The sequence below is a fragment of the Sphaerisporangium dianthi genome (assembly GCF_042654065.1).
GTDB classification, from domain to species: domain Bacteria; phylum Actinomycetota; class Actinomycetes; order Streptosporangiales; family Streptosporangiaceae; genus Sphaerisporangium; species Sphaerisporangium dianthi.
Genome location: NZ_JBHSFP010000004.1, coordinates 83,739 through 107,747 on the forward strand (window position 1 = coordinate 83,739; position 24,009 = coordinate 107,747).

Sequence of the window (24,009 nt, forward strand, 5' to 3'; positions counted from 1 at the left end):
CGCCGGAACTCTCCCGGCGCCGCCGCGGCACCCTCGGCGCGACGGCCGTCTCAGCGCCGCCGCAGCCTCTTGGCGCTGTCGCGGGCGGGCCCCCTCAGCGCCGCCGCGGCGTCCGCCGCACCGCCCAGGCGACCGCGCCGGCGGCCAGCACCCCGGCCCCGGCGAGCGCCGACGGCAGGGGGAGGCTGAAGGCCAGCAGCAGGCAGCCGGCCAGCCCGACAACGGGAACGGCCCGGACGGGACGGCCCTCGCCGGCCGCCAGGGTGAACGCCGAGGCGTTGGCGATCGCGTAGTACACGAGCACGCCGAAGGACGAGAAGCCGATCGCGCCGCGCACGTCGGCGACGCCGGCGACGACGGCCACCACCAGGCCCACGGCGAGCGTCGCGCGGTGCGGGACGCGGAAGCGCGGGTGGACGACGCCCAGCGGGCGGGGAAGGTGACCGTCCCTGGCCATCGCCAGCACCGTGCGCGAGACCCCGAGGACGAGCGCCAGCAGCGACCCGAGCGCGGCCGTCGCGGCCCCCACCGTGATCAGCGGGACCAGCCCCGCGGCCCCGGCGGCGCGGACGGCGTCCGCGATGGGCGCGGCTGAGCGGGCGAGACGCTCAGGACCGAGGGCGGCGAGCACGGCGACGGCCACGGCGGCATAGACGATCAAGGTCAGCCCCAGGGCGATGGGGATGGCCCTCGGGATGGTGCGCGCCGGGTCGCGCACCTCTTCGCCGAGGGTCGCGACGCGCGCGTATCCGGCGAAGGCGAAGAAGAGCAGCCCGGCCGCCTGGAGCACGCCGCCCGCCGTCATCCCGGCGGCCAGCGGGGACGGCGCCGCCCCGCCGCCGGCGAGGCAGGCGACGACGGCGACCGCCAGCACCACCAGGACGACCGCCACGATCAGCCGGGTGACCCAGGCCGCCCTGTGCACCCCCGCGTAGTCGACCGCCGTGATCGCCGCCACGGCCGCCACCGCCACCAGGTGCTCGTGCCCTGGCCAGGCGTAGGCCCCCACGGTCAGCGCCATCGCCGCGCAGCTCGCGGTCTTGCCGACCACGAAGGCCCAGCCCGCGAGGTACCCCCAGAACTCGCCCAGGCGCTCGCGGCCGTACACGTAGGTGCCGCCGGAGGCGGGGTAGCGGGCGGCGAGCCGGGCGGAGGAGGTGGCGTTGCAGTACGCGACCAGCGCCGCGAGGGCGAGCGCGGGCAGCAGCCCCGGGCCCGCGGCGGCCGCGGCCGGCCCGAACGCCGCGAACACCCCGGCGCCGATCATGGATCCGAGGCCGACCACGACGGCGTCGCCCGTGCCGAGGCGCCGCGCGAGCGTGGCAGGGGATCCGCCGCTGGAGTCCGGGGCCGGCGACCGCGTCATGGCGCCACTTTAGGCGGTGGCGCGCCCTCCCGGCCCGTCCGGGGGCGGAAGGGGCCGGCGAGACCGGTCAGGGCCGCAGCGCGCCCGCCTGCGTGGGGATCTCCCGCGCCGCGAGACGGCGGCCGGCCCTGCGCCGCCAGACGGTCATGAGGACGATCAGGAGCACGATCGTCGCGGCGGCCGGCCCCGCGCCGAAAACCGCGCCCGCCCCCTGATCCGCGGCCCGGCCGGGCGCCCATGGGATGGCGAGAGCGGCGTACCACTCGGACCCCTGCGCCGGGCCCGCGAGGAACAGCAGAGCCACCCAGACCTGGACGGCCAGCGCGCCCGCAAGCATGCGGACGCGCACGGCCAGTCCGATCGCCCTGGGCAGCGGATCGAGCCCGAGCACGACGACGAAGAACCACGTTCCCGTCAGCCCCATGACGGCCATCGCGGTCAGGCGCACGGCGAGGCTCGACTGCACCGGCTCGAACAGGCCGGTGACATAGAGCAACAGGTACGGCAGGGCGTACACGGCCGTGGCGGCCGCTGGATGTGTCAGCGCGGTCGCCGACGGGCCGCCTGTCGCGCGGCCCAGCAGCGGCGCCGCCTCCCGAAGCGGCGTCACAAGGGCGCCGAGGGCGAGAAGCGCCGGACCGACGGTGCCGATGAGTGCGTACTGCAGGGCGTGCATGGAGAACATCGCCGGGCCGTACGCGGCCACCCCGCCCGCCACGCCGTACAGCAGGACCAGGACGCCGGCCATCGCGGCCGCCGTACGGCCGGCCGGCCATCCCTCGCCTCGGCGGGCCAGTCGCCGCACACCGACGAGGTAGGCGACGCCCACGCCGGCCACGGCCAGGATCATCAGCGGGTCCGGCCGGGTCTCGGTGAGGAGCCGCCAGGGCGTGAACGGCGGCAGCGAGTAGCCGAGCAGTTCGTGCTGGCCGTGCGGCGCGTCGGCACGCGGCGGCGGGGTGCGCGACAGGCCGACCGCCAGCGCGACGGTGCACGCCATCACCCCCACCTCGGCGGCAGCCAGCCGCAGGAACGTCCCACGGCCGCCGCCGTCACCTCCGTCGCCCGGCACCACGGACGCGGCGGACGCGACGGAGGTGGCGGACTCGGCGGAGGTGGCGGACTCAGTAGACGCGGTGGACGCGGCGGATTCGGTGGACGCGGCCGGTTCGGTGGACGTCCCTGGTCGGGCCGGTTCGGCGGCGCCGGCCTCCAGGGCCGCGATGGTGGAGCGGCGGTGGGTCCAGCCGAACCAGCCGAGCACGCCCAGTGCCGCGAGTTTGGCCAGGACCAGCAGGCCGTACCGGGTCGTCCAGAACTCGGCCGCCCCGCCGAGGCGGATCCAGGCGTTGACCAGGCCGGAGGCCCCGACCGCGACATAGCAGCAGAGCGCGACCGCGCTGAACCGCCGCACCGCGACGGCGCGCCCGGCCCCCCGGGACTCCGGGCGGCGCAGGTGGACGATCAGCGCGAACAGGCCGCCCACCCAGAGCGTCACCCCGGCGATGTGCACCATGAGGCTGGAGACGGCGATGTTGTGGTCGGCGGCCGAGGCGGAGTGGCCGACATAGGCGGGCGGCAGGACGGCGAACAGCGCCACCGCGAGCAGCGCCGCCCGGCCCCAGAAGCCCAGACGCAGCGTGGTCGCCACCGCGAGGCCCACCGCGAGCAGCGTCACCAGCAGGAACGCCTGCCCCTGCGGCACCTCTGCGCTGTAGGTGAGCAGGAATCCCGACGCGAGCGCTTCCCCGATCGGCAGCCCGAGCAGGTCGGACATGGTGAGGATCTGGGTGAGCGCCGCGGCGAGGGCCCATCCGAGCGCCCACGGCCCGGCGGCGCGGGTGATCGCGCGCCGCTCGTCCGTGTCGCCGGCCAGCGCCGCCGCCGCGAGCAGGGTGCCGACCGTCGCGACCGCGCACACGTCCAGGAGCACCCGCACGACGGGCAGCCCCGCGGTGGTGAGGGGGCCGGGCGAGGGAAGGCCGGGAATCTGCCGCGGCGGCCAGCCGCCACCGAACAACAGAGCCGCGAAGAGCACGGCGAGCGCCGCGAGCACCACGGCGGCAACCGCCGTGGACACGAACACGATCGAGCGCCGGGGGGAGGCCATGGTCCTGCTTCCTCGTCGTTGGATACGCACTGCCGCTGTTGCCCGCGCCTGATCAAGTATGTCGGCGTTTTCAGGCCGTGGCGAGCTCTCCCCGCTCGTCCCGGCCGCTTTGCCCGCGCCTGGCGGGGACTTGACGGAGTGGATGGCCGACGGCGGCGTTTACCCGTCCCTGCACCGGACAGGTGCAGTAGCGGGACAGAGCCACTGCGAAGGGGGACTGATCATGGGCGCTGACGACAAGATCGCCAACAAGGCCGAGCAGCTCAAGGGCAAGGTCAAGCAGGGCGTCGGTGAGGCGACCGACGACGAGGAGCTCAGGGCCGAAGGCGAGGCCGACGAGGCCAAGGGCAGCCTGAAGCAGGCCGGTGAGCGTGTGAAGGACGCCGCGAAGAACGTGAAGGACGCCTTCAAGGACTGAACCGTTCACGCCTGACGCCGCCACGCGTACCCGCCCGGTGGAAGGCGGGTGCGCGTGGCGGCGCGAAGGCGGGTCAGAGGGCGCGGCGGAGTTTGGCGACCATGTCCTCCTTGTACCGGTCGGCCTCCGCCAGGGTGGCGCCCTCGCGGAGCGCCGCGACGACGTTCTCCTCGGCGTCGGCGTACATGTAGGAGTCGGCGAACACGTCGGTCGAGGGCAGGGCGATCACCCCCGCGCCGTCCATGACGATGGTGGTGCTCTCGTCCACCGTCACGTCCCCGATCTTCACAGGGCCGCCGAGCGCGGCGACGTGCACATCAAATCCTGGCCCGGCCGTCGCCTCGTACAGGGCCCATACGGGCAGGCCGAGGTCGCGGTGGGCGTTGACGTCGCGCACCCCGCCCTCGACCAGGAGGCCGCGCGCGCCACGTGCGAGCGCCGCCCGGGTCAGGATCTCGTCCCAGACCGCTCCGGCCGCCGCCTGGGCGCCGGCAACGACGATCACCTGGTCCGCCAGGCAGTCGTCCATGAGCGTGCGGAGCGGTGCGAGGCCGTACTCGCCTGGTCCTGGTGCGAGTCGTACGGTACGGGCCTTGCCGAACAATCCCGGCGATCGGTGGATGGGGCGCAGCGGCGGGCTGAGCCAGCCCGTCTGGCCCCGTAATTGCAATACGTCCGCGATCGCGGTGGTAGGCGGAACCACGGTATCGATCACCTCTTATAGGTTGATTTCCGGATCTTGCCGACTGAGGTGGGCGCGCTACGCCCCTCGGGTGCGGTGTCAGACCTGCCGGAACGGGCCCTATCCAGTCGGGCCCCGCACGCGCGGCGCGATATGGACGACGCACATGGTTCCCTCCCCCACTTCTCCCGTTTGCCCTGTTTCTACTACTTGTCCTAGTTGTCCCGCTTCTTATGTGCGAAGCCGGCCCCGCGATCCGCCGTCGTCGTGCGGTCGCGGACATTCTGGAATCGAGTTCCGGTGAAGCGCTTCACTCCTTGCTCGTCGCCGCTCGCTCCTCGCCCGTCCGCCGCCCGCCGCCAGAGCCGGCCGCGGGGGCGTCACTCGGCCCAGAGCGTGCGCACTTCCTCGAACACCTTCTGATCGTTGGAGATCTCCACAACGTTGCCGTCGGGGTCGGTCAGGGCGCAGACGTAACCCACGGGGGGCGGCAACTGCGTCGGCTCCCAGTGCAGGCAGCCCAGCTCCCGCGCCCGCCCGGCGATCTCTTCGACGTCCTCGCGGCTCGGCACCTCCATGCCGAGGTGGGCGAACGGCGCCAGCTGCGGCTGCCTGCGGCCCCGGTCCTCGGCGAACTCCACCAGGACGAGCACGAACGGCGTCTCCACCTGCTTGTCGTTGGAGAGCCAGGCGTTGCGCCCGTCCTTGTCCTCGTGCGTGGAGACCACCACGAGCGGGGTCATGGTCGTGTAGAACTCGATGGCCTTGTCGAGGTCGCAGCTGGGCAGCGCGACGTGCGTCCAGCGCGCCTCCGTGAGCTTCTTGCCGAGCATCAGTGCCTCCTTGCCCCGTTCTGCTCGCCTCCGGCCGGTCCTCCTCGGCGGCTCCGCCCGTCCGGGATCCAACCCGTCGTCAGGCGGCCTTCGGCTTCCCTTACGTGGTACGTGCCCCGAATCGCCGCCGCGGAAGGGCCCCCGAGCCCGTCCGCGCCGCGGCACTGATGTCGCCTTCGCGTAGTATCCGATCGGCGCGCCGCCGTGCCTAGAGGGCCGGCAGCCGATTCGACCGGTCCAGCCGCCGGGGCCGTCCCCGGCCACCTCGGGGGGACCCCGCACGGCATTTCCCAGCGAGGGGCCGTGCCGGTACGGTTCCGGCCAGAGCCGGACAAGGCGCGGAGTCTGATCTACTGAAGAGGCGGACTCCACGGGAGGGCGAGACCGTGATCGTCGATCTGATCTTCCTGCTGGGCGCGCTGGCCCTTGTCATCGCGAACGGCGTCTTCGTCGCGGCGGAGTTCTCACTGGTGACCGTCGAGCGCGGCGAGGTCCAGCGGCTCGCCTCGGCGGGCGATCGCGGAGCCCAGGGCATCCTGGCGGCCGTGCGCAAGCTGTCCTTCCAGCTGTCCGGCGCCCAGCTCGGCATCACGATCACCTCGCTGATGCTCGGCGTCATCGCCGAGCCCTCCATCGCCCACCTGCTGCACCCCCTCGTCGAACGCATTCCCGGGCTGCCCGGCCGGGCGGGCGAGAGCGTGTCCGCGCTGCTCGGCCTGCTCGTCGCCACGGTGAGCCAGATGGTGCTCGGCGAGCTGGTGCCCAAGAACGCCGCGCTCTCCCGGCCGATGGCGATCGCCCGCTTCTCCGCGCCCCCGCAGCGCGCGTTCTCCGCGGTGTTCGCCCCGCTGATCAAGGCGTGCAACGCGACGGCGAACGCCCTGGTGCGCGCGCTCGGGGCCGAGCCGCAGGACGAGCTCGCGTCGGCCCGTTCCCCCGACGAGCTGAGCCTGCTGATGAGCCAGTCCGCCGAGGCCGGCGCCCTGCCGGGCGCCACCGCGGCCATGCTGCGCCGGGCGCTGAGCTTCGGGGACAGGACCGCCGCCGAGGCGATGACCCCGCGCACCGACTGCGTGACCGTGACCGACACCGACACCGTCGCCGACTTCCTGACGCTCGCACGCCGCGAGCGCCACCTGCGGCTGCCGGTGTCCGGCGGCGAACTGGACGACATCGTCGGCGTCGCCTCCGTCGTGGACGCCTTCGCCGTGCCCGAGACCGACCGGACGACGACGCTGGTTGCGGCGATCCGGCGCCCTCCCCTGCTGATCCCCGAGTCGCTCGACCTGGAGACCGTCCAAGAGCGGCTTTTCTCCGCTCGCAGGGAGATGGCGGTCGTGGTGGACGAGTACGGCGGCTTCGCCGGCATCGTCACCGTGGAGGACCTGGCGGAGGAGCTGATCGGCGACATCGCCGACGAGTACGACCTGCCCGAAGAGGGCTCGGACGAGCCCCAGGGCGCCCTGCTCGCCTCAGGGACGTCGGTGACCGTCCCAGCGCTGCTGAGAGCCCACGAAGTGGAGGAGCGCATCGGCTTCCAGATGCCGGAGGGGCCGTACGAGACGCTCGCGGGGCTGCTGATCAGCCGGCTCGGCCGGCTGCCCGATCCCGGGGACAGCGTGGTGGTCGATGGGTGGACGCTCAGGGCCGACACCGTGCGCCGCCACCGGATCGAGCAGATCACGCTGACCGCCCCGGCCGCGGAGGAGCACCAGTGACCCTCCTGGACGCCCTGGCCATCCTGGTCCTGCTCGGAGTCAACGGGTTCTTCGTCGGCGCCGAGTTCGCGCTGATCTCCGCGCGCCGCACCCAGATCGAACCGGCCGCCAAGGAGGGGTCGCGGCGGGCACGGGCCGTGCTGGCCGCCATGGACGCGGTGCCGCTGATGCTCGCCGCCGCGCAGCTCGGCGTGACCCTCGCCTCCCTGGCGCTCGGCGCCGTCGGCGAGCCGGTCGTGGCTCACGCGCTCGAGCCGCTGTTCGCCGCGCTCGGCCTCCCCCCCGGCCTGGTCCACCCCGCGGCGTTCGCCCTGGCCATGGTCATCGTGGTCTCCGCGCACGTGATCATCGGCGAGATGGTGCCGAAGAACCTCGCCCTGTCGGGCCCCGACCAGGCCGCGCTGTGGCTGGTGCCCACTCTGCGCGTCGTCGCCCGCGCGACCCGCCCCCTACTGGTGGTGATCAACGCCATCGCGGCGGGCGTCCTGCGGGCGCTGCGCATCCCGCGCATCGAGGAGGTGCGGTCGGTCTTCACCTCCGACGAGATGCCGGCGCTGATCCAGGAGTCGCACCGGCACCGGCTGCTCGACCAGGACGAGCACGACCGCATGATCGCCGCCCTCGCCCTCTACGCGCGCCCGGTGGAGTCGGTGATGGTGCCGATCGGCGAGGTGGTCAGCGTGCCGGCCACCACGCGGGCGGCCGAGCTCCAGGAGTACGCCGGCCGGTACGGCCACTCGCGCTTCCCGGTGAACGGCCCCGCCCCCGGGCGGCTGAGCGGCTACCTGCACGTCCTGGACGCGCTCAACGGCCACGCGCCGGACGAGCCGCTGCCGGCCCGCGACCTGCCGCACGTCGGCCACCGGACGACCATGGCGGACGTGCTGGCGACGATGCGCAGGCGCCGGGCGCAGCTCGCCGCGATCACCGCCGACGACGGCACGGTGGCCGGCGTCGTCACCCTGGAGGACGTCATCACCGGCCTGCTCCACCACGCCCACCAGGACCCCGCCGTCTGACCGGAGCACGGCCACGTGACCGGAGCACGGCCGAGACACTCCACCGGCGCACGGTCAAGACGCTGCGCCGGGGCGTGGCAGGACGTTCAGCGGGAGTGAACAGCGCGCCGACCACGGGTTGACGCCGGACGGCAGGACGGTGAAGACGTCCGGAGGCGGGTTAGACCCGCCGGTGCGCGGGGTAGCCAGGCGCGAATGCAGGTCACGACCCTCCCGAGGCCCCCGCTCTCGCCGCCGCCCGCCACGCGCCCGTCGCCGGCGGGCGTCCGGCAGTCCTGGCTGGACGCCCTTCGCGGGGTCGCCGCGCTGATCGTGGTCTTCGAGCACTCCCTGGACGCGCTGCTGCCGGAGGTCCGGGCGGCGATCAGCCCGTGGTTCGACTTCGGGCAGTACGGCGTGCTGGTTTTCTTCCTGGTCAGCGGCTATGTCGTTCCGATCTCGCTGGAACGGCGCGGCAGCGTCCGCGCTTTCTGGATCACCCGCTTGTTTCGCCTGTACCCCTTGTGGGCGTTGGCGGCGGCCGCGGGCGCCGTCTTCGCCGTCATCGGGGTGTACACCGTCCTTCCCGCCCAGATCGCCGAGCGACCGTGGAGCGCCGCCCTCGCGCACGTCACGATGCTGCAGGATCTGCTCCAGGTGCCGGGCGTCGTCAACGTCTTCTGGACGCTGTCGTACGAGATGGCGTTCTACCTGCTCGTGACCGCGATCTTCGTGCTCGGCGCACGCGGGGTCCGGGCCGGGGCCGGAGCCGCTGTGGCGCTGGCGGTGTGCGCGCCCGTCGCCGGCGCCCTCGTGCCCGCCGGGCTGCTGTCGCGGAGCCTTGGCGCAGGGACGGTCGTGGCCGTGACCGTGACCCTCCTGGCCGCAGGGGTCGCCGCCGTGCTCGTTCGCGACCCGGACGTGCGGCGGTACGGCGCCATCGCGATCGCGGCGCTCGCCCTCGTCCTGCTCACCTTCAACAGCAGGGTCGGCGCCTGGCAGAGCCTGGCCATCTTGGCGACGATGTTCGGCGGCACGGTCCTGCACCACATGGAGCGCGTCCCCGCTCTGCGCGCGAGGTGGTGGTGGGCGGTCGCGCTGGTGCCGGTGTCGTCGGTCGCCGCGGCGGTGTGGCTCGGCCCTGGGTGGGGCATGCCGGAGGCCGGGCAATCGGCGTTCAAGTGGAGCTGGTCGGCCGCCGTGATCGGGGCATGGCTGACCTTCGCCGCCGGGCTCGCCCTGCGCCGCCGGGCCATCCCGCCCGTCCTGGCCTGGCTTGGCCTGGTGAGCTACTCGATCTACCTGCTGCACCCGCTGGTGCTCCAGGTCGTGCGGCGGATCACCATCACATCACCCCTGCTTAACTCATGATTTGCTGCGAATACCCCGACAGGTCATCACATATATGACAGGCATGGCTAGACTTGCTCGCGGCTTGCCGGACGGGTGGATCCGGTGCCTGTTCGTCGGCGTGTGGCCCGAAGGCCACCAGCCCTGGCCATTCCGTGGGGACAATGAACGGCGGGCTTGTCGATGTGCGTCCTACCCAGCCCGTGGAGCCGCCCCCGGGCGGGCCGACCGGCGGCGCGAAGCGCGCACAACGGTGGAAGCCGTGGCTGTGGTGCCTGGTCGCGGCGGTCACGGGGGTCTCTCTCGCGGCAGGCGCCTCGCTCGTCGGCGCGTACACCAAGCTGAGCGGCAACATCAAGCACGTCGACGTGGACGCCAGAGAACTCGGCACCCGCCCCGCCAAGGTCAGCAAGGCGCTGAACATCCTGGTCGTGGGGTCGGACACCCGCGCCGGCGCGAACGTCAAGTACGGGCACCGGGAGTCGGGCGAACGCACCGACACGATCATCCTCGCGCACCTTTCCCCCGACCGGGGCAACGCGCTGCTGATCAGCTTCCCGCGTGACTCACTGGTGCAGTTGCCCGCCTGCACGCCGAAGAACGGGCTGCCCGGCCAGCGGCCGCACATCGGCATGATCAACGAGTCCTTCAACTTCGGCGGCATCGGCTGCACCTGGAAGACGATCGAGTCGCTCACCGGCATCCACATCGACCACTTCGCCAAGGTCGACTTCACCGGGTTCAAGAGCATGGTCAACGCGCTCGGCGGCGTCGAGATCTGCGTCCCCAAGGCGATCGACGACACCAAGGCCATGCTCCACCTGTCCGCCGGCCGCCAGGTCGTCAAGGGCGAGCAGGCCCTCGGCTACGTGCGCGCCCGCTACAGCCTCGGGGACGGGTCCGACATCGGCCGCATCCAGCGGCAGCAGATGTTCATCGCCTCGATGATCAAGAAGGCGATGAGCGGCGCCACGCTGGCCGACCCCGCCCGGCTGTTCCACTTCCTGGACGCCGCCACCAAGTCCGTCACCACCGACCCGCAGCTCACCGTGGGCGTCATGAAGGACCTGGCGACGAGCGCGCAAGGGCTCGCGGCCGGCAACATCCGCTTCGTCACCACCCCGTGGCGTTACTCGCTCACCCAGCCCGGCCGGGTCGAGTGGGTGCAGCCGCAGGCCAGGCAGCTCTTCCGGCTGGTCGCGACCGACACCAAGATCAAGGGCTCGAACGTCAAGACCGGCCGCCAGACCACCAAGGTGCCGAAGTCCAAGATCGAGATTTCGGTGCAGAACGGCACCTACCGGGGCGGACTCGGCCGCCAGGTCGCCGCGGCGCTGGAGCAGCGAGGCTACACGGTCGTGAAGGTCGGCGACCTCAAGCGCAAGCCGTACGCCAAGACGACGATCAGGTACGCCACCGACGGGCAGACCCGCGTGCCGACGCTCGCCGGCGACCTCGTGGTCTCGCGCAACCTTCCGGTGACCGACGTGACGACCACGCGACTCGTGCTGGTGATCGGCGCCGACTGGAAGGGGCTCAAGCCCGCTGCGGTCTCCGAGGACGACCTGAAGGGCATCGACGCGACGCAGGACTCCTGCTCGGCGAACTGAAACCCCCGCCGCCGTGCCCGTCCGTAGTTGGACCGGTGCGGTCCGGGGTACGGAACGGGGCATGTGTCACTCGCCGCACGCCACGCGGTGAGATCGGGCACGGCCGGGCCACCCGCCGATCGGGGCGCCGAGCGGCACAGGGGGCGGGCGATCGCCCGGCGTCACACAGGGACGGTGATCTATGCGACGCGGAGTCATCTTCGACATCGACGGAACGCTGGTCGACACGAACTACCTGCACGTGGTCGCCTGGTGGGAGGGGTTCCGGCGGCAGGGCCACCACATCCCGATGGTGGACATTCACGGGGCCATCGGGCGGGCCGACCGCGCACTGATCGACTATCTGCTCCCACGGGCGACCGATGAGGAGGCCGAGGCGATCTCCGAGACGCACGCCCGGCTGTACAAGCCGCGGCTCGACGAGGTGCGGCCGGTGCCGGGAGCGGGCGAACTGCTGAAAGCGGTCGCCGACCGCGGCCTGACCGTCGTGGTGGCGACCAGCGCGCCCAAGGACGACGCCGAGCGGCTGATCGCCCTCACGGGCGCGCAGGACGTGGTCTCCGAGCTTGTCCACGCGGACGACGTCGACAAGTCCAAACCCCATCCCGAACCCGTGCGGCAGGCGCTGAAGAAGGCCGGCCTGCGCGCACAGGACGCCATCATGCTGGGAGACACTCTCTGGGACATGCTGGCCGCCCGCTCGGCGAAGGTCGGGTGCGTGGGGGTGCGCTCGGGGGGCATCGACACCGCCTCCCTGCTCGACGCGGGCGCCGAAGCCGTCTACAAGGACTGCCAGGACCTCCTCCAGCATCTGGAGGACGGCCCGACAGGACGGCTTCTCCGGAATTGATCCGGCCCGTGCCCCGGTTACCTTGATGGCCTAGCGTGCGTGTGGAGGTCCCCCGCTCCATCGAACCGGATGGGTACTCACGGCGTATTGCCGGATCAAAGGGAGAGTGATCGGACATGGCACAGCAAGCGGTCATCGGCGTGACGGGCCTCGGAGTCATGGGCCGCAATCTGGCACGCAACTTCGCCCGGCACGGATACACGGTCGCGGCGCACAACCGGACCAACACCAAGACCAAGGCACTGATCGAGGAATTCGGTCACGAAGGGGAGTTCCTTCCCGCGGAGACGCCTGAGGCGTTCGTCGCCTCGCTGGCCCGTCCCCGCAAGATGGTGATCATGGTGCAGGCGGGCGCCGCGACGGACGCCGTGATCGACGAGTTCGCGCCGCTGCTCGAACCCGGCGACATCCTGATCGACGGAGGCAACGCCCACTTCGCCGACACCCGGCGCCGGGAGGCGGCCCTGCGCGAGCGCGGCATCCACTTCGTCGGCGTCGGCATCTCCGGCGGCGAGCAGGGGGCCCTGGACGGCCCGAGCATCATGCCGGGCGGGTCGCCCGAGGCCTACGAGTCGCTGGGCCCGATCCTGGAGGACATCGCGGCCAAGGTCGACGGCGTGCCGTGTTGCACCTACGTCGGCCCGGACGGCGCCGGGCACTTCGTGAAGATGGTGCACAACGGCATCGAGTACGCCGACATGCAGCTCATCGCGGAGGCCTACGACCTGCTGCGCAAGGCGTCGGGGATGACGCCAGGCGAGATCGCCGAGACCTTCCGCACCTGGAACGAGGGGCGGCTGGGCTCCTACCTCATCGAGATCACCGCCGACGTGCTGTCCCACGTGGACCGCGCCACCGGCAAGCCGTACGTGGACGTGGTGCTCGACCAGGCAGAGCAGAAGGGCACCGGCCGCTGGACCGTGCAGGCGGCCCTCGACCTCGGCGTCCCGGTCACCGGCATCGCCGAGGCGGTCTTCGCCCGGTCGCTGTCCGGGCACGTCGACATGCGCGGCGCGGCGCGTCAGCTCGCCGGTCCCTCCGGCGGCGGGCTCGACCACTCCTTCGCCGACGACGTCGAGCAGGCCCTGTACTCCTCGAAGGTCGTGGCCTACGCGCAGGGCTTCAACGAGATCCAGGCCGGCAGCGCGCAGTACGGCTGGAACATCGACCTCGGCGCGATGGCGACCATCTGGCGGGGCGGCTGCATCATCAGGGCCAAGTTCCTCGACCGCATCCGCGAGGCGTACGAGTCCGACCCGAACACGCCCACCCTGCTGACCGACGCGCGGTTCGCCGCCGAGGTGGGCGACGCGCAGAACGCGTGGCGCGACGTCGCCGTCACCGCGACCAAGAACGGCATCCCCGCTCCGGGTTTCGCCAGCTCGCTCGCCTACTACGACGGGCTGCGCGCCGACCGGCTCCCGGCGGCGCTGATCCAGGCGCAGCGCGACTTCTTCGGCGCCCACACCTACCGCAGGACCGACCGCGACGGGGTCTACCACACCCAGTGGGAGCTGCCCGACCGTCCCGAGACCCGCACCGACGCCTGACGGCGAAGGTGGAGTGAGGCACCTCGGTGGGGTCCGGCCTGGCGTCTGAACGGACGCGGGGTTCCTTGACGGGACATACCGGTCCCAGCAGGGGGACGCTCACGCACTCACCGGCCGCGGAGCGTGACCTTGCAGGAACCCGGCCGGGCCCGCCGGGCCCCGGTCGGGCCGGCCCGGCCGGGGGACGGGTCACGCGGGGCTCGGGCGGCCGGGTCGCGGGCGGGCCGGGGCGGGCTGTGCGGGCGCGGGGTCGGCCGTTCGGCCGATCAAGCCGGTTCCGGGGTCCGCTAGCCTCGCCTGGACCCCGTCACTCGCGGCCGCCGGTCTCTGCCCCTTCTCTCCGGCGGCCCTCCCCCGGAAGGTGCGCGCATTGATCGGCTGGTTCGAGGCCCTCGTGCTCGGTCTGGTGCAAGGGCTGACAGAGTTCCTGCCCATCTCCTCAAGCGCGCACATCAGGGTGGTGTCGGCGTTCTTCGGCTGGCACGACCCCGGCGCCGCCTTCACCGCGGTGATCCAGCTCGGCACCGAGACGGCCGTGCTCATCTACTTCCGCGCGCGCATCTGGGACATCATCTCCACCTGGACGCGGTCCCTGTGGACGCCGGAGCTGCGCCAGGACTCGGCGGCGCGCATGGGCTGGTACGTGATCGCGGGCAGCGTCCCCATCGGCGTGCTCGGCCTGGCGTTCCAGGACACGATCGAGACCACCCTGCGCGACCTGCGCCTGGTCGGCACGTGCCTGATCGTCTTCGGGCTGCTGCTGGCCGTCGCCGACCGCATGGCGCGCAACGAGCTGACCCTGGACAAGAACCTCAACCTGCCGCACGCCCTGACCTACGGCCTCGCCCAGGCGCTGGCCCTCATCCCGGGCGTCTCCCGCTCGGGCGGCACGACGGGCGCGGGCCTGCTGCTCGGCTACCGGCGCGAGGAGGCGGCGGAGTACTCCTTCCTGCTCGCCATCCCGGCCGTGCTCATGTCGGGTCTCCTGGAGCTGTTCAAGATCGGAGAGGGCCGCGCGCCGGCGTGGGGACCGACGATCGTCGCCACCGTGGTGTCGTTCGCCGTCGGCTACGCCGTGATCGCCTGGCTCATGCGTTACATCAGCACGCACCGTTTCACGCCGTTCATCGTCTACCGCGTCCTCCTCGGCGTCCTGGTCATCGTGGCCGTGAGCATCGACCTGATCCCCGCCGCCTGAGCGCCCCCTCCGCGCCCGCCGCTCGCGCCGCAAAGTTCGGTAGATTGCCGACAACAGGGGCATTCGATGACACGGAGGGGCGCGATGAAGGCCCGTATATCGGGCGTCGCGACGCATCTGCCTGAGCGCACCATGACCAGCGCCGACGTGGAGGCGCGCATCGAGGGGTACGTTCCGCACCGCGGCGTCATCGAGCGGATGACGGGCGTCGCGCGGCGGCACGTGGCGTCCGACGACCAGCAGGCGTCCGACCTCGCGGTCGCGGCGGCGCGGGGGCTGGACCACAGGGACGCCGACCTGCTGATCTTCGCGTCGGCCTCGCAGGACATGGTCGAGCCCGCGACCGCGCACATCGTGGCGGCGAAGCTCGGCCTGTCATGCCCGGTGTTCGACGTCAAGAACGCCTGCAACAGCCTGCTGAACGGGCTCCAGGTCGCCGACGCGCTGGTCCGCACGGGCGCGCACCGCAAGGTGCTCGTCTGCACGGGCGAGATGCCGTCCCGCGCCGTCCGCTGGCGGGTCGGCGGCCGCGCGCAGTTCGTGGACGCCTTCGCCGGGTACACGCTGTCGGACGCGGGAGCGGCCGTTCTGGTCACCGCGGACGCCGGCCGCGGCATCTTCTACCGCGACTTCTCGGCCGACTCCACCGCGTGGGCGATCGGCACGCTCCCCGGGGGCGGCTCCGCCCACCCGCGTGACCCCGAGTACTCCTACTTCCGCGGCGACGGGCGGCGGCTGAAGGAGGCGTTCGAGCTCATCGGCCCGGACATCTTCCTCAACGCGCTCAAGCGCACCGGGCTGACCTGGGAGGACTTCTCGCTGGTGGCCGTGCACCAGGTCGCCATGCCCTACCTGGCGGTCCTCACCCGGACGCTCGGCATCCCCGAGGACCGCCTGGTGGTGACGCTGCCCGAGCACGGCAACTGCGCCTCGGCCACCCTGCCGCTCCAGCTGTGCGCGGGAGGCGCCCGGCCGGGCGACCGCGTCGCGCTGCTCGGGCTGGGCGGCGGCGTCAGCCTCGGCGTGATGTTCGCGGACCTGTGAGAGGCACGCTCCATGGATCTGTGGGTGATCGTCCCCGCGTACAACGAGGCCAAGGGCATCGAGGCGACCCTGCGCGCGCTGGAGGCGCAGGACGATCCCGCCTTCACCCTGCTCGTGGTGGACAACATGAGCACCGACGGCACTGCTGAGGTGGTGAAGTCCTACGCCGCCACGTCCTCGATGACGATCCGGGTCGTCCAGGAGGTCCGCAAGGGCACCGGCGCCGCCTCCGACACCGGCGTGCGCCACGCCATCGCCCAGGGCGCCACCCACCTGGCCAGGACGGACGCCGACTGCGTGCCGCGCCGCGACTGGGTGCGGGCGATCAAACGGGCCTTCGGCGACGGGCTGGAGATGGTCGGCGGCAAGCTCAGGCCGCGCACGGACGAGTTCCCGCTCAAGCTGTGGGAACGGCGGCTCATCCCCTTCGTGGTCGCCGTGGCCGCCGCGTTCGGCCGCCTGCGGCCGGGCAACCGCGGCGCCGGCCACCTCGGGCCGTACATCATGATGCCCGGCGCCACCGTGGGCATCACGGCCTCGCTCTACGAGCGGTCGGGCGGCTTCCCCCGCACGGCGATCGAGGAGGTGCACGAGGACCGCGCCCTGGTCAACCGGGTGCGCAAGGTGACCGGCGCGTACGGCTCGCGGCGCGACGTGGTCGTGTACGGCTCGGTGCGCCGCCTGCGCGCCTACGGCCTGGCGGGCACCCTCGCCTGGTACGCCGACCACCACTACCGCCCCGACGTCGTCGACGTCCGATGACTCCCCCCGCCGGCGCCCGGCGCGACCCGGCCCCGCGGCCCGCCGCCGGCCATAAGGCGGCACGTGCCGTCACCCGCCGGTGGTCGCCGGACCACGAGACCCGCCTCTACCTGGCCGCGCATCCGGTCGCCTACCCGCTGATGCGGCTGCTCGCCCGGCTCGGCCCGGTGGTGCGGGTGCCCGGCGTCGGCGTCGTGGTCAACGACGCGGCCGCCGCCCGCGCCGTGCTGCTGGACGAGCGCTTCAGGAAGGACGGCCCCGGTTCCCCCGGCGACCTGTGGACGCCCGTGCTCGGCCCGTCGGTGCTGCTCAACATGGAGGGCGAGGCGCACGCCGCGCTGCGCCGCAGGCTCGCGCCGCTCTTCGCCCCCGCCCAGGTCGCCTCGCTGGTGTCGCAGGTGCTCCAGGCGCCGCTCGCGGCCCTGTCGGCGAGGCTCGCGCGCGGCGACACCGTGGACCTGGTCGACGAGATGCGGCTCATGGCGGGGGCGGTGATCTGCCGGCTGATCGGCATGGGAGAGGTCTCACCGGACGACGCCCGGGCGCTGTTCGCCGACGGGGAGCGCATCGTGTCCATGGTGTCGCTGCGCTCGCGCCGCCTGTCCGCGCGGCAGATCTCCGCCGCCCGCGAGGTGCTGGACCGCGTCGGCGCCATCGCGGCGGCCGCCTACGCACGGGGCGAGGAGACGACGGTCATGGGCCGCATGCGCTCCCTCGGCCTGTCCGAGGCCGAGGCGCGCGGCGCGGCGGGCGCGTTCTTCCTCACCGGCACCGAGACGGTGGCCACGTTCGTCCCCCGGCTGGTCGCGCTGCTGCACGACGCGGGCGTGCGCCCGGACGGGCCCGAGCACCTCGACCGGGCGATCGAGGAGGCGATGCGGGTCACCACCCCGACGCCGGTGATGCTGAGGTCCGTCGCCGCCCCCGCCCGTGTCGGCCGCGTGCCGGTGCGGCCGGGCGACCGCGTGCTGATCGCGACGCACAACTGCGCCCGCGCCTACGGCCCGTTCGATCCCGCGAGGACGCACCCGCAGGAGCTGCGCAGGCTCTGGTTCGGTGCGGGCCCGCACTTCTGCATCGGCTACCCGCTGGCGCTGGCCGAGACCCGCGCCGTGGCCGGCGTCGTGCTGTCCGCCCACGTCCGGGTGGTCGGCCGGAAGGCCGCCCGAGGAGTGCTCATCCCCACCTACCACCACCTGTGGATAAGGGCGGTGCCCCCGTGAAATCACCCCCTGTGGACAAAGGCGGTACCCGCGTGAAGCACCCCCTGTGGACAAAGGCCGTGCCCGCGTGAGCGACGTCGTCGCCGGCGTCCTCGACGCCGCCCGGCGCGCCCCCGGCGGCGTCGCGGTCGTCGACGGGCGCGGCGCGACGCTGACGTACGGCGAGCTCCGGCGCCGGGTCCTCGCCGTCGCCGGGGCCATGACCGGGCTGCGGCCGGGCGACGGGGTGCTCTTCGCGGCGCGACCCGGCCCGGACGCCGTGGCGCTCGCCCTCGGCGCGGTGGCGGCCGGAGGGATGCTGGTCCTCGCCGATCCGGGCCTGGCCCCCGACGTGGCCGCCGCGCGGCTGGCCGGCGTCGTGCCGGCATGGGTGGTCGCCGACTCGGTGGCCTACACGCTGAGCGGGCCGCTGCGCGCCCTGGCCCGCCGCCGCGGCCTGTCGCTGCCGCACCTGCGCGACCCCGCGCCGGGCCGTCCGGTGCGCCACCTGTACGCCGGCCCCTGGCTCCCGGGCGTCCCTCGCGGCGCCGTGCCGCTGCGCGCCGTGTACCGCGGGCGGCCTCCCGGCCCGCCGGGGGCGCACGAGGAGCGGCCGGACCAGCCGGCCGTGGTCGCGTTCACCTCGGGCACGACGGGACGGCCGCGCGGCGTCGTCCACACCCGGGGATCACTCGCGGAGGGGTCGGCGCTGTTCGGCTCGGCGGTCCCGCTGGCCCCCGGCGACGTCGTGCACACCGACCAGCTCATGCTGGGCCTGCCCGCCCTCATGGCCGGCGCCACCTGGTCGCTGCCCGGCGCGCGGCCGTTCGCCCGCGAGCTCGCCGAGCGGGGGGCCACCCATGCCTTCTGCGTCCCCGTGCGGCTCGACCGCATCCTGCGGGAGGACCCACGGCTGCCCGGCACCCTGCGCTGCCTGCTGCTGGGCACGGCGCCCTCCCCTCCCGCCGTGCTGCGCCGCGCCCGGGCCGCCGCCCCGCACGCCGAGATCTGGTCGGTGTACGCCATGACCGAGGCGCTGCCGATCGCGATCGCCTCGGCGGAGGACAAGCTGGCCTGCCAGGAGGGCGACCTGCTCGGCACGCCGCTGCCGGGCGTCGCCGTGCGCGTCTCCGGCGACGGTGAGCTGCACGTCTCGGGGCCTCAGCTCGCCCGGGGCTACCTCGGCGAGCCGCCGCTGCGCGAGGTGGCCACCGGCGACCTCGCCCGCGTCGACGAGAAGGGCCGGCTGATCCTGCTGGGCCGGAAGAAGGACATGATCCTCAGGGACGGATTCAACATCTACCCGGGGCTCTACGAGCCCGCGCTGGCCGCGCTGCCCGGCGTGGCCGAGGCGGCCATCGTGGGCGTGCCGGACGCGGAGACCGGCGACGAGGAGGTCGTGCTGGCCGTGGTGGCCGGCGACGGGTTCGACCCGGCGGCCCTGCGCAGGGCCCTGCCCCGTCTCGTGGACGCCGGGGCGCTGCCCGACCGGGTGGAGGTGCTCGCGGACTTCCCCCGCACGGGCCGGACGGACAAGCTCGACCGCACGACGCTGCGCGCCGCCGTCGCGAGGCGCCTGGACGGCGGCGGCCGATGAGGGTGGCGGTCACCGGGGCGTCGGGATTCGTGGGCGGGGCGGTGTGCCGGGTCGCGACGGCGGCGGGGTGGGAGGTCCACGCCTTCGGCCGCCGCCCCCGCGCGGCCCTGGGCGTGACGGGCGCGGACCCGGACGGTCGCCGGGGAGCGGCCGAGGCCCCGCCGTCCATGGGCGCCGTGGCGTCGTACCGCTCGTGGGACGTCACCCGGCCGCCGCCGGGCGACCTGCCCGAGGTGGACGCGGTGATCCACTGCGCCGGCACCGTCACCGACTGGGGCCCGGCCCGGGAGTTCTTCGAGGTGAACGCGCACGGCACGCTGCGGGTCCGGCGGTCCTTCCCCGATGCCCGGTTCGTCCACGTGAGCACGGCCAGCGTGTACGACCCGCTGCGTCCCACGGTGATGGCCCGCGAGGACGAGTGCCGCGCGGAACGGTACGTCAACGCCTACGGCGCCTCCAAGGCACTGGCCGAACGGCTGGTGCGGGACACGGCGGTGATGCTCAGGCCGCACGCGATCTACGGCCCCGGCGACCGCACCCTGATGCCCCGGCTGCTCGGCGCGGTGCGCCACGGCCGGCTGTGGGCGGTCGGCACCGGACGTCAGCGCATCAGCCTGACCTCGGTCGGCAACCTGGCACAGGCCTGCCTGGCGGCCGCCGCCGGGCCGCTCGAGGCCGGAGTGTTCAACGTGACCGACGCCGAGCCCGTCGTGCTGGACGACGCCCTGCGCGCCTTCTTGCGCGAGCGGGGCGTCACCGCCGACCCGGCCTACGTGCCCGCCGCCGTCGCCGGGCCGCTGGCCGCGGCCGCCGAGACGGCCTTCCGCGTGCTCGGCCGCTCGCGCCCGCCGCGCCTGACCCGCTACGCCGTCGGGCACCTCGCCGTGGAGCGCACCCTGGACATCACCGCGGCCCGCGACCGCCTCGGCTACCGCCCGGCCCCCACGTCCTTCCGCGGCGCCACCACCTGGTGACCCGGGCTCCCGAGACCGGCAGCCCACCCGCGCCGGCGCGGGTTCAGATCACCCGCCGGTCTGGGGGATCGGCGGCGGGCGCGTGTTCATTCCGTGCTCGTGGTCGCCGCCGCGGCATGGTCGCGGCGCATCAGCAGGTGGCCGCGGCGGAATCGTTCGCCCTCCAGAGGCTCGCGCAACATCCGCCCCACCTCGACGAACTCTTCCTTGCGTGCCAGGTCGGCCAGCTCGTCGATCGGCCACCGGTAGGCCGGCGTGACCTTGTGGTCGAACTCCAGCACCGGACCGCCCTCGGATTCGAAGAAACCGAGCAGGAGGTGACCACCCGGGGCCAGCACCCGGCGGAACTCGGCGAAGTACGGCGGCAGCTCCGGTGGCGGGACGTGGATGAGGGAGTACCAGGAGAGCAGGCCGCCCAGCTCGCCGTCGGCCACGTCGAGGGCGCCCATCGAACCGACGTCGAAACGCAGGTCAGGATGGTCCCTGCGGGCGATGTCGATCATCGCGGTAGACAGGTCGACGCCGAAGGCGTCCAGTCCGAGGTCACGCAGGTGTGCCGTCATGTACCCGGGGCCGCAGCCCGCCTCGGCGACGGGCCGGGGTTCGGCGGCCCGTACGAGTTCGGCGAACGCGGCGACCATCGCGCGATCCAGTGGCAGCCGGTCGAGCGAGTCACGGACGAAGTCGGCGTAGAGGTCGGCGACGGCGTCGTAGGCGTCCGTCGTCGCGGTCAGATAGGGGGAGGATTCGGCCACGGCGCACGACTGTAGTTCATCGCCCGGCGAGGGGCGTCGATCATCGACCGGTCGGCGCGGCCCGGTCGGCGGCCCAGGACCGCGGCAGGTAGAGCCGGACATCCAGCAGCGCCCGACCGGCCGCGCAGGCGTAGCCGAGGAACACCCCGATCTGGCTGTTTTCGACCTTCCCAAGGGATCGGCCAGGATCCCGCTCGACGCGGACCCGAAATCAGTGCCCGGTCAGGCGCACACCGCCTCGAGGATCGACACATCCGATGTCGTCGCAACGACCCGCTCGAGCCGGAAACCGCAGGTCTGCAACAGCGACTCGTGTTCGCTGTGGGTGCGTTGCCTGCCACCGGTGTGGACGAGCATCACGATGTCCATGGCTTTGGACCAGTCGGGCCCAGGGGCGTCGGGGATGACGCTCTCCACCAACAACAGCCGCGCATACGGCGGAGCGGCCTTCCGTACGGCGGCCAGGATCGCCGTGGCCCGCTCGACGTCCCAGTCGTGGATCACGTCCATGAGCATGTAGGTGTCGCAGACCGGCAGCGGGTCCTTGAAGAAGTCGCCGGCTTGCAGCGTGAGCCGATCGGAGGCGATCTCCGCGGCACGCTCGATCACCGGGGGCAGGTCGAAAAGGATGCCCGTGGTTCGCTCGGCCGCGTCCACCACCGCCCGCAGTAGGTGTCCTTGGCCGCCGCCGATGTCGGCGATCGTTCCGCAGTCCGAGAAGTCGTAGGCGGCCAGGACACTCGCGACTTGGATACGCGCCTTTGAGACCATCGCGGCGTCGAAGACCCGGCCCGCCTCGGGATCACTCTGAAGGATGGCGAAGAACCCGTCCGGATTCAGCTTGTTCGTGGCCGGGAGTCCAGTCTGGAGTGAGTAGTCGAAGTAACCCAGTTGCCTTGCAGTACGTTCGGTTCCGAATGTTGCCACGAAGTCACGCCAAGACTGGGGATGGTCGGAACGGAGCATTCGCGACGCGCCGGTGTGGGTGAAGCGGTCGTCGCCGGCCGCGAAGACGCCATGGGCGGCGAGGAGGCGAAGCACACGACTGAGGGCCTCGGGATCCGCCCCGGTGGCTTCGGCCAGCTCCTGGGCCGTCCGCGGCGTGTCGTCGAGCGCGTCGGCGACGCCGAACCTGGCCACGGAGGCCAGACAGTGCCCGACGAACAGGCCCCCGAGCGCCGCGGTCAGTGTGTCGAAGGGCCTCGTCTGTCGATCTGGCGCGGCGTGGTGGTCATCACTGGCGGCCATGAAACGCCTCCGATTTGTCCCCGGCACATGGACGGCGCAATCGTCGTCGCAATCATTGTGCGAGCCGTAAGGCGTCGTCGACAGAGGGATGGCCCTGGTTCGGTCCCGACGAAGCGTGGTCACTCAGCTGCGCCACGACCCGACTGCGTACCCCTGACAGGAGTCGAACCTCGCCCCGCATACGAGCTGAAGCGAAGGAGACCATCGTCATACGGATTCGAGGAGTGCGCTCAGAGCCCGGCAAAGAAGAAAAATAGGGAGTATCACCCATTGGCGCCGGGTGGGATCGGGGTCGTCTTTGGCGATCACTAAGTGTCAGGGCTTGTCTTGACAATGGGCATTGCGGGATCGCCGCTCGGGTGCGACCGTCGAAAGGACCGTTCGCAAAGGGGAGCGAACCGACGGAGGGACCCCCACCGTGTCCGATCTACCGCAGACGCCGTTTTCGCGAACTGACCCGCTCGACGTCCCGTCCGCCTACCGGGAGCTGCGCCAGGAGGCGCCGATCACCAGAGTGCGCACGCAGACCGGCGACGAGGCGTGGCTGGTCAGCGGGTACGAGATGGTCAGGCGGATGCTCGCCGACGAGCGTCTCGGCCGCTCGCACCCCGACCCCGCCTCGGCGACCCGGGTGTCCGGTTCGGTGCTCATGGGCGGCCCCACGGGCGACTACGACACCGAGAAGGAGCAGCACCAGCGGATGCGCAGGCTCCTTTCGCCCGCGTTCTCGGCCCGGCGGATGAAAGCCCTGTCGGGCCACGTCCAGGAGCTGGTCAGCGGCCTGCTCGACGACATGGCCGAGACGGCGCCGCCGGTCGACCTGCACGAGAACTTCTCATTCCCGCTGCCCGTGCTGGTGATCTGCGAGCTGCTCGGCGTGCCGTTCGAGGACCGTGAGCATTTCCGTGCCCTGTCGGACGGCGTGTCCATCACGGCGGACGCCGCCGCGTCGATGGCGGCGCTGGAGAAGTTCAGCGCCTACATGATGGAGTTGGTGAACCAGAAGCGCAGGCACCCGGCCGAGGACGTGCTGTCGGACCTCGCGCAGATGGACGCCGACGACCAGGAGATCGCCCAGCTCGGTGCGGGCCTGCTGTTCGCGGGGCACGAGACGACGGTCAACCGCATCGACTTCGGCGTGGTCTTCCTGCTGCGCGACCTCGCCCAGCGCGACGCCCTGGCGGCCGACCCCTCCCTGGCGCCTCAGGCGGTGGAGGAGATCCTGCGGATGACCTCGCCGACCGACCACGGCCTGGTGCGGTACGCCAAGTCCGACATCGAGGCCGGGGACGTGACCGTCCGCGCCGGGGAGGCGGTGATCATCATGTCCGCGGCGGCCAACCGCGACGAGACCGTCTTCCCCGGCCCCGACGTGTTCGACGTCCACCGCGCGCGGCCCGAGCCGCACGTCGCCTTCGGCTACGCCCACCATTACTGCATCGGGGCGAACCTGGCCAGGGTCGAGCTGAACGAGGTCTTCGGCACGCTGTTCCGGCGCTTCCCGACGATGGAGCTCGCGGTGCCGGTGGACGAGCTCCGGCCGCGCGAGGGCAGGCTGACCGGCGGCCTGCTGGAGGTGCCGGTCACCTGGTGATCCGGTGAAGCCCGGGGCGGCCTCGTCACCTCCCGGCACGTTCCGGACATCTTGGCACCTCGGACCACTTCTCCGGTGTGTCGCGGCACCGGCGCTGGGGTTGCGGCACTCGTCGTTACTAATCTGTGATCAACTGCTGGCGAGGTGACG

Annotated in this window: 20 protein-coding genes and 1 pseudogene; 14 read left to right on the forward strand and 7 right to left on the reverse strand. The window is 72.6% G+C overall.

Annotated elements, in window-relative coordinates:
* Positions 1 to 94: 94 nt before the first annotated feature.
* Together ACFO60_RS08250 and ACFO60_RS08255 are read right to left on the reverse strand one after the other, a co-directional pair.
* The gene (locus ACFO60_RS08250; protein ID WP_380838806.1) at positions 95 to 1,366 is read right to left on the reverse strand and encodes an APC family permease; all 1,272 of its coding nucleotides are present in this window, start codon (positions 1,364 to 1,366) and stop codon (positions 95 to 97) included.
* Positions 1,367 to 1,433: 67 nt separating this feature from the next.
* A complete protein-coding gene (locus ACFO60_RS08255; RefSeq protein WP_380838808.1) occupies positions 1,434 to 3,476 on the reverse strand; it encodes a bifunctional copper resistance protein CopD/cytochrome c oxidase assembly protein in 2,043 nt (680 codons plus the stop codon).
* 223 nt (positions 3,477 to 3,699) lie between these two features.
* Here ACFO60_RS08255 and ACFO60_RS08260 point away from each other — a divergent pair, with 223 nt between their 5' ends.
* Positions 3,700 to 3,894, forward strand: a complete 195-nt coding sequence (locus tag ACFO60_RS08260; protein ID WP_380838809.1) for a CsbD family protein — start codon at positions 3,700 to 3,702, stop codon at positions 3,892 to 3,894.
* Positions 3,895 to 3,967: 73 nt separating this feature from the next.
* On the opposite strand, the gene ACFO60_RS08265 is transcribed toward ACFO60_RS08260, so the two are convergent.
* Both ACFO60_RS08265 and ACFO60_RS08270 read right to left on the reverse strand, forming a co-directional pair.
* Complete coding sequence (locus ACFO60_RS08265; protein ID WP_380838811.1) at positions 3,968 to 4,609, reverse strand: RraA family protein; 642 nt, start codon at positions 4,607 to 4,609, stop codon at positions 3,968 to 3,970.
* Between the two features lie 347 nt (positions 4,610 to 4,956).
* Positions 4,957 to 5,409: a VOC family protein gene (locus ACFO60_RS08270; protein ID WP_380838812.1), complete on the reverse strand. Its 453-nt coding sequence runs from the start codon at positions 5,407 to 5,409 to the stop codon at positions 4,957 to 4,959.
* 386 nt (positions 5,410 to 5,795) lie between these two features.
* On the opposite strand from ACFO60_RS08270, the gene ACFO60_RS08275 reads away from it, so the two are divergent.
* From ACFO60_RS08275 to ACFO60_RS08330, 12 genes are all read left to right on the forward strand, one after another.
* A complete protein-coding gene (locus ACFO60_RS08275; RefSeq protein WP_380838814.1) occupies positions 5,796 to 7,127 on the forward strand; it encodes a hemolysin family protein in 1,332 nt (443 codons plus the stop codon).
* Positions 7,124 to 8,146 carry a hemolysin family protein gene (locus ACFO60_RS08280; protein ID WP_380838815.1) on the forward strand — a complete coding sequence of 341 codons (1,023 nt, stop codon included), beginning with the start codon at positions 7,124 to 7,126 and terminating at the stop codon, positions 8,144 to 8,146. Before ACFO60_RS08275 ends, ACFO60_RS08280 begins: the two co-directional genes overlap by 4 nt.
* Before the next feature lie 195 nt (positions 8,147 to 8,341).
* Entirely contained in the window at positions 8,342 to 9,496 is a 1,155-nt protein-coding gene (locus ACFO60_RS08285) for an acyltransferase family protein (protein ID WP_380838817.1), read from the forward strand.
* Positions 9,497 to 9,639: 143 nt separating this feature from the next.
* Positions 9,640 to 11,085, forward strand: coding sequence for an LCP family protein (locus ACFO60_RS08290; protein ID WP_380838819.1), 1,446 nt, complete (start codon positions 9,640 to 9,642; stop codon positions 11,083 to 11,085).
* Positions 11,086 to 11,266: 181 nt separating this feature from the next.
* Positions 11,267 to 11,935 (forward strand): HAD family hydrolase, encoded by a 669-nt coding sequence (locus ACFO60_RS08295; protein WP_380838821.1) that lies wholly within the window; start codon positions 11,267 to 11,269, stop codon positions 11,933 to 11,935.
* A 116-nt stretch (positions 11,936 to 12,051) separates the two neighbouring features.
* A complete protein-coding gene (gene gndA / locus ACFO60_RS08300) occupies positions 12,052 to 13,485 on the forward strand; it encodes an NADP-dependent phosphogluconate dehydrogenase (protein ID WP_380838822.1) in 1,434 nt (477 codons plus the stop codon).
* Positions 13,486 to 13,846: 361 nt separating this feature from the next.
* Positions 13,847 to 14,683 carry an undecaprenyl-diphosphate phosphatase gene (locus ACFO60_RS08305; protein ID WP_380838824.1) on the forward strand — a complete coding sequence of 279 codons (837 nt, stop codon included), beginning with the start codon at positions 13,847 to 13,849 and terminating at the stop codon, positions 14,681 to 14,683.
* Positions 14,684 to 14,767: 84 nt separating this feature from the next.
* Entirely contained in the window at positions 14,768 to 15,727 is a 960-nt protein-coding gene (locus ACFO60_RS08310; RefSeq protein ID WP_380838825.1) for a 3-oxoacyl-ACP synthase III family protein, read from the forward strand.
* A 12-nt stretch (positions 15,728 to 15,739) separates the two neighbouring features.
* Entirely contained in the window at positions 15,740 to 16,489 is a 750-nt protein-coding gene (locus tag ACFO60_RS08315; RefSeq protein WP_380838827.1) for a glycosyltransferase family A protein, read from the forward strand.
* Positions 16,486 to 17,712, forward strand: coding sequence for a cytochrome P450 (locus ACFO60_RS08320; RefSeq protein WP_380838829.1), 1,227 nt, complete (start codon positions 16,486 to 16,488; stop codon positions 17,710 to 17,712). The genes ACFO60_RS08315 and ACFO60_RS08320 overlap by 4 nt, the downstream gene beginning before the upstream one ends.
* A 67-nt stretch (positions 17,713 to 17,779) precedes the next feature.
* Positions 17,780 to 19,288: a class I adenylate-forming enzyme family protein gene (locus ACFO60_RS08325; protein WP_380838830.1), complete on the forward strand. Its 1,509-nt coding sequence runs from the start codon at positions 17,780 to 17,782 to the stop codon at positions 19,286 to 19,288.
* A complete protein-coding gene (locus ACFO60_RS08330; RefSeq protein ID WP_380838832.1) occupies positions 19,285 to 20,262 on the forward strand; it encodes an NAD-dependent epimerase/dehydratase family protein in 978 nt (325 codons plus the stop codon). Before ACFO60_RS08325 ends, ACFO60_RS08330 begins: the two co-directional genes overlap by 4 nt.
* A gap of 86 nt (positions 20,263 to 20,348) precedes the next feature.
* Here the strand turns inward: ACFO60_RS08330 and ACFO60_RS08335 are convergent, their stop codons facing one another.
* From ACFO60_RS08335 to ACFO60_RS08345, 3 genes and pseudogenes are all read right to left on the reverse strand, one after another.
* Positions 20,349 to 21,017 (reverse strand): class I SAM-dependent DNA methyltransferase, encoded by a 669-nt coding sequence (locus ACFO60_RS08335; protein ID WP_380838834.1) that lies wholly within the window; start codon positions 21,015 to 21,017, stop codon positions 20,349 to 20,351.
* A 61-nt stretch (positions 21,018 to 21,078) separates the two neighbouring features.
* Positions 21,079 to 21,207, reverse strand: a pseudogene (locus ACFO60_RS08340) (transposase); the annotation flags it as partial.
* A gap of 32 nt (positions 21,208 to 21,239) precedes the next feature.
* The gene (locus ACFO60_RS08345) at positions 21,240 to 22,265 is read right to left on the reverse strand and encodes a methyltransferase (RefSeq protein WP_380838836.1); all 1,026 of its coding nucleotides are present in this window, start codon (positions 22,263 to 22,265) and stop codon (positions 21,240 to 21,242) included.
* Positions 22,266 to 22,683: 418 nt separating this feature from the next.
* Between ACFO60_RS08345 and ACFO60_RS08350 the strand changes: the two genes are divergently transcribed.
* A complete protein-coding gene (locus tag ACFO60_RS08350) occupies positions 22,684 to 23,859 on the forward strand; it encodes a cytochrome P450 (protein WP_380838837.1) in 1,176 nt (391 codons plus the stop codon).
* Positions 23,860 to 24,009: the final 150 nt, after the last annotated feature.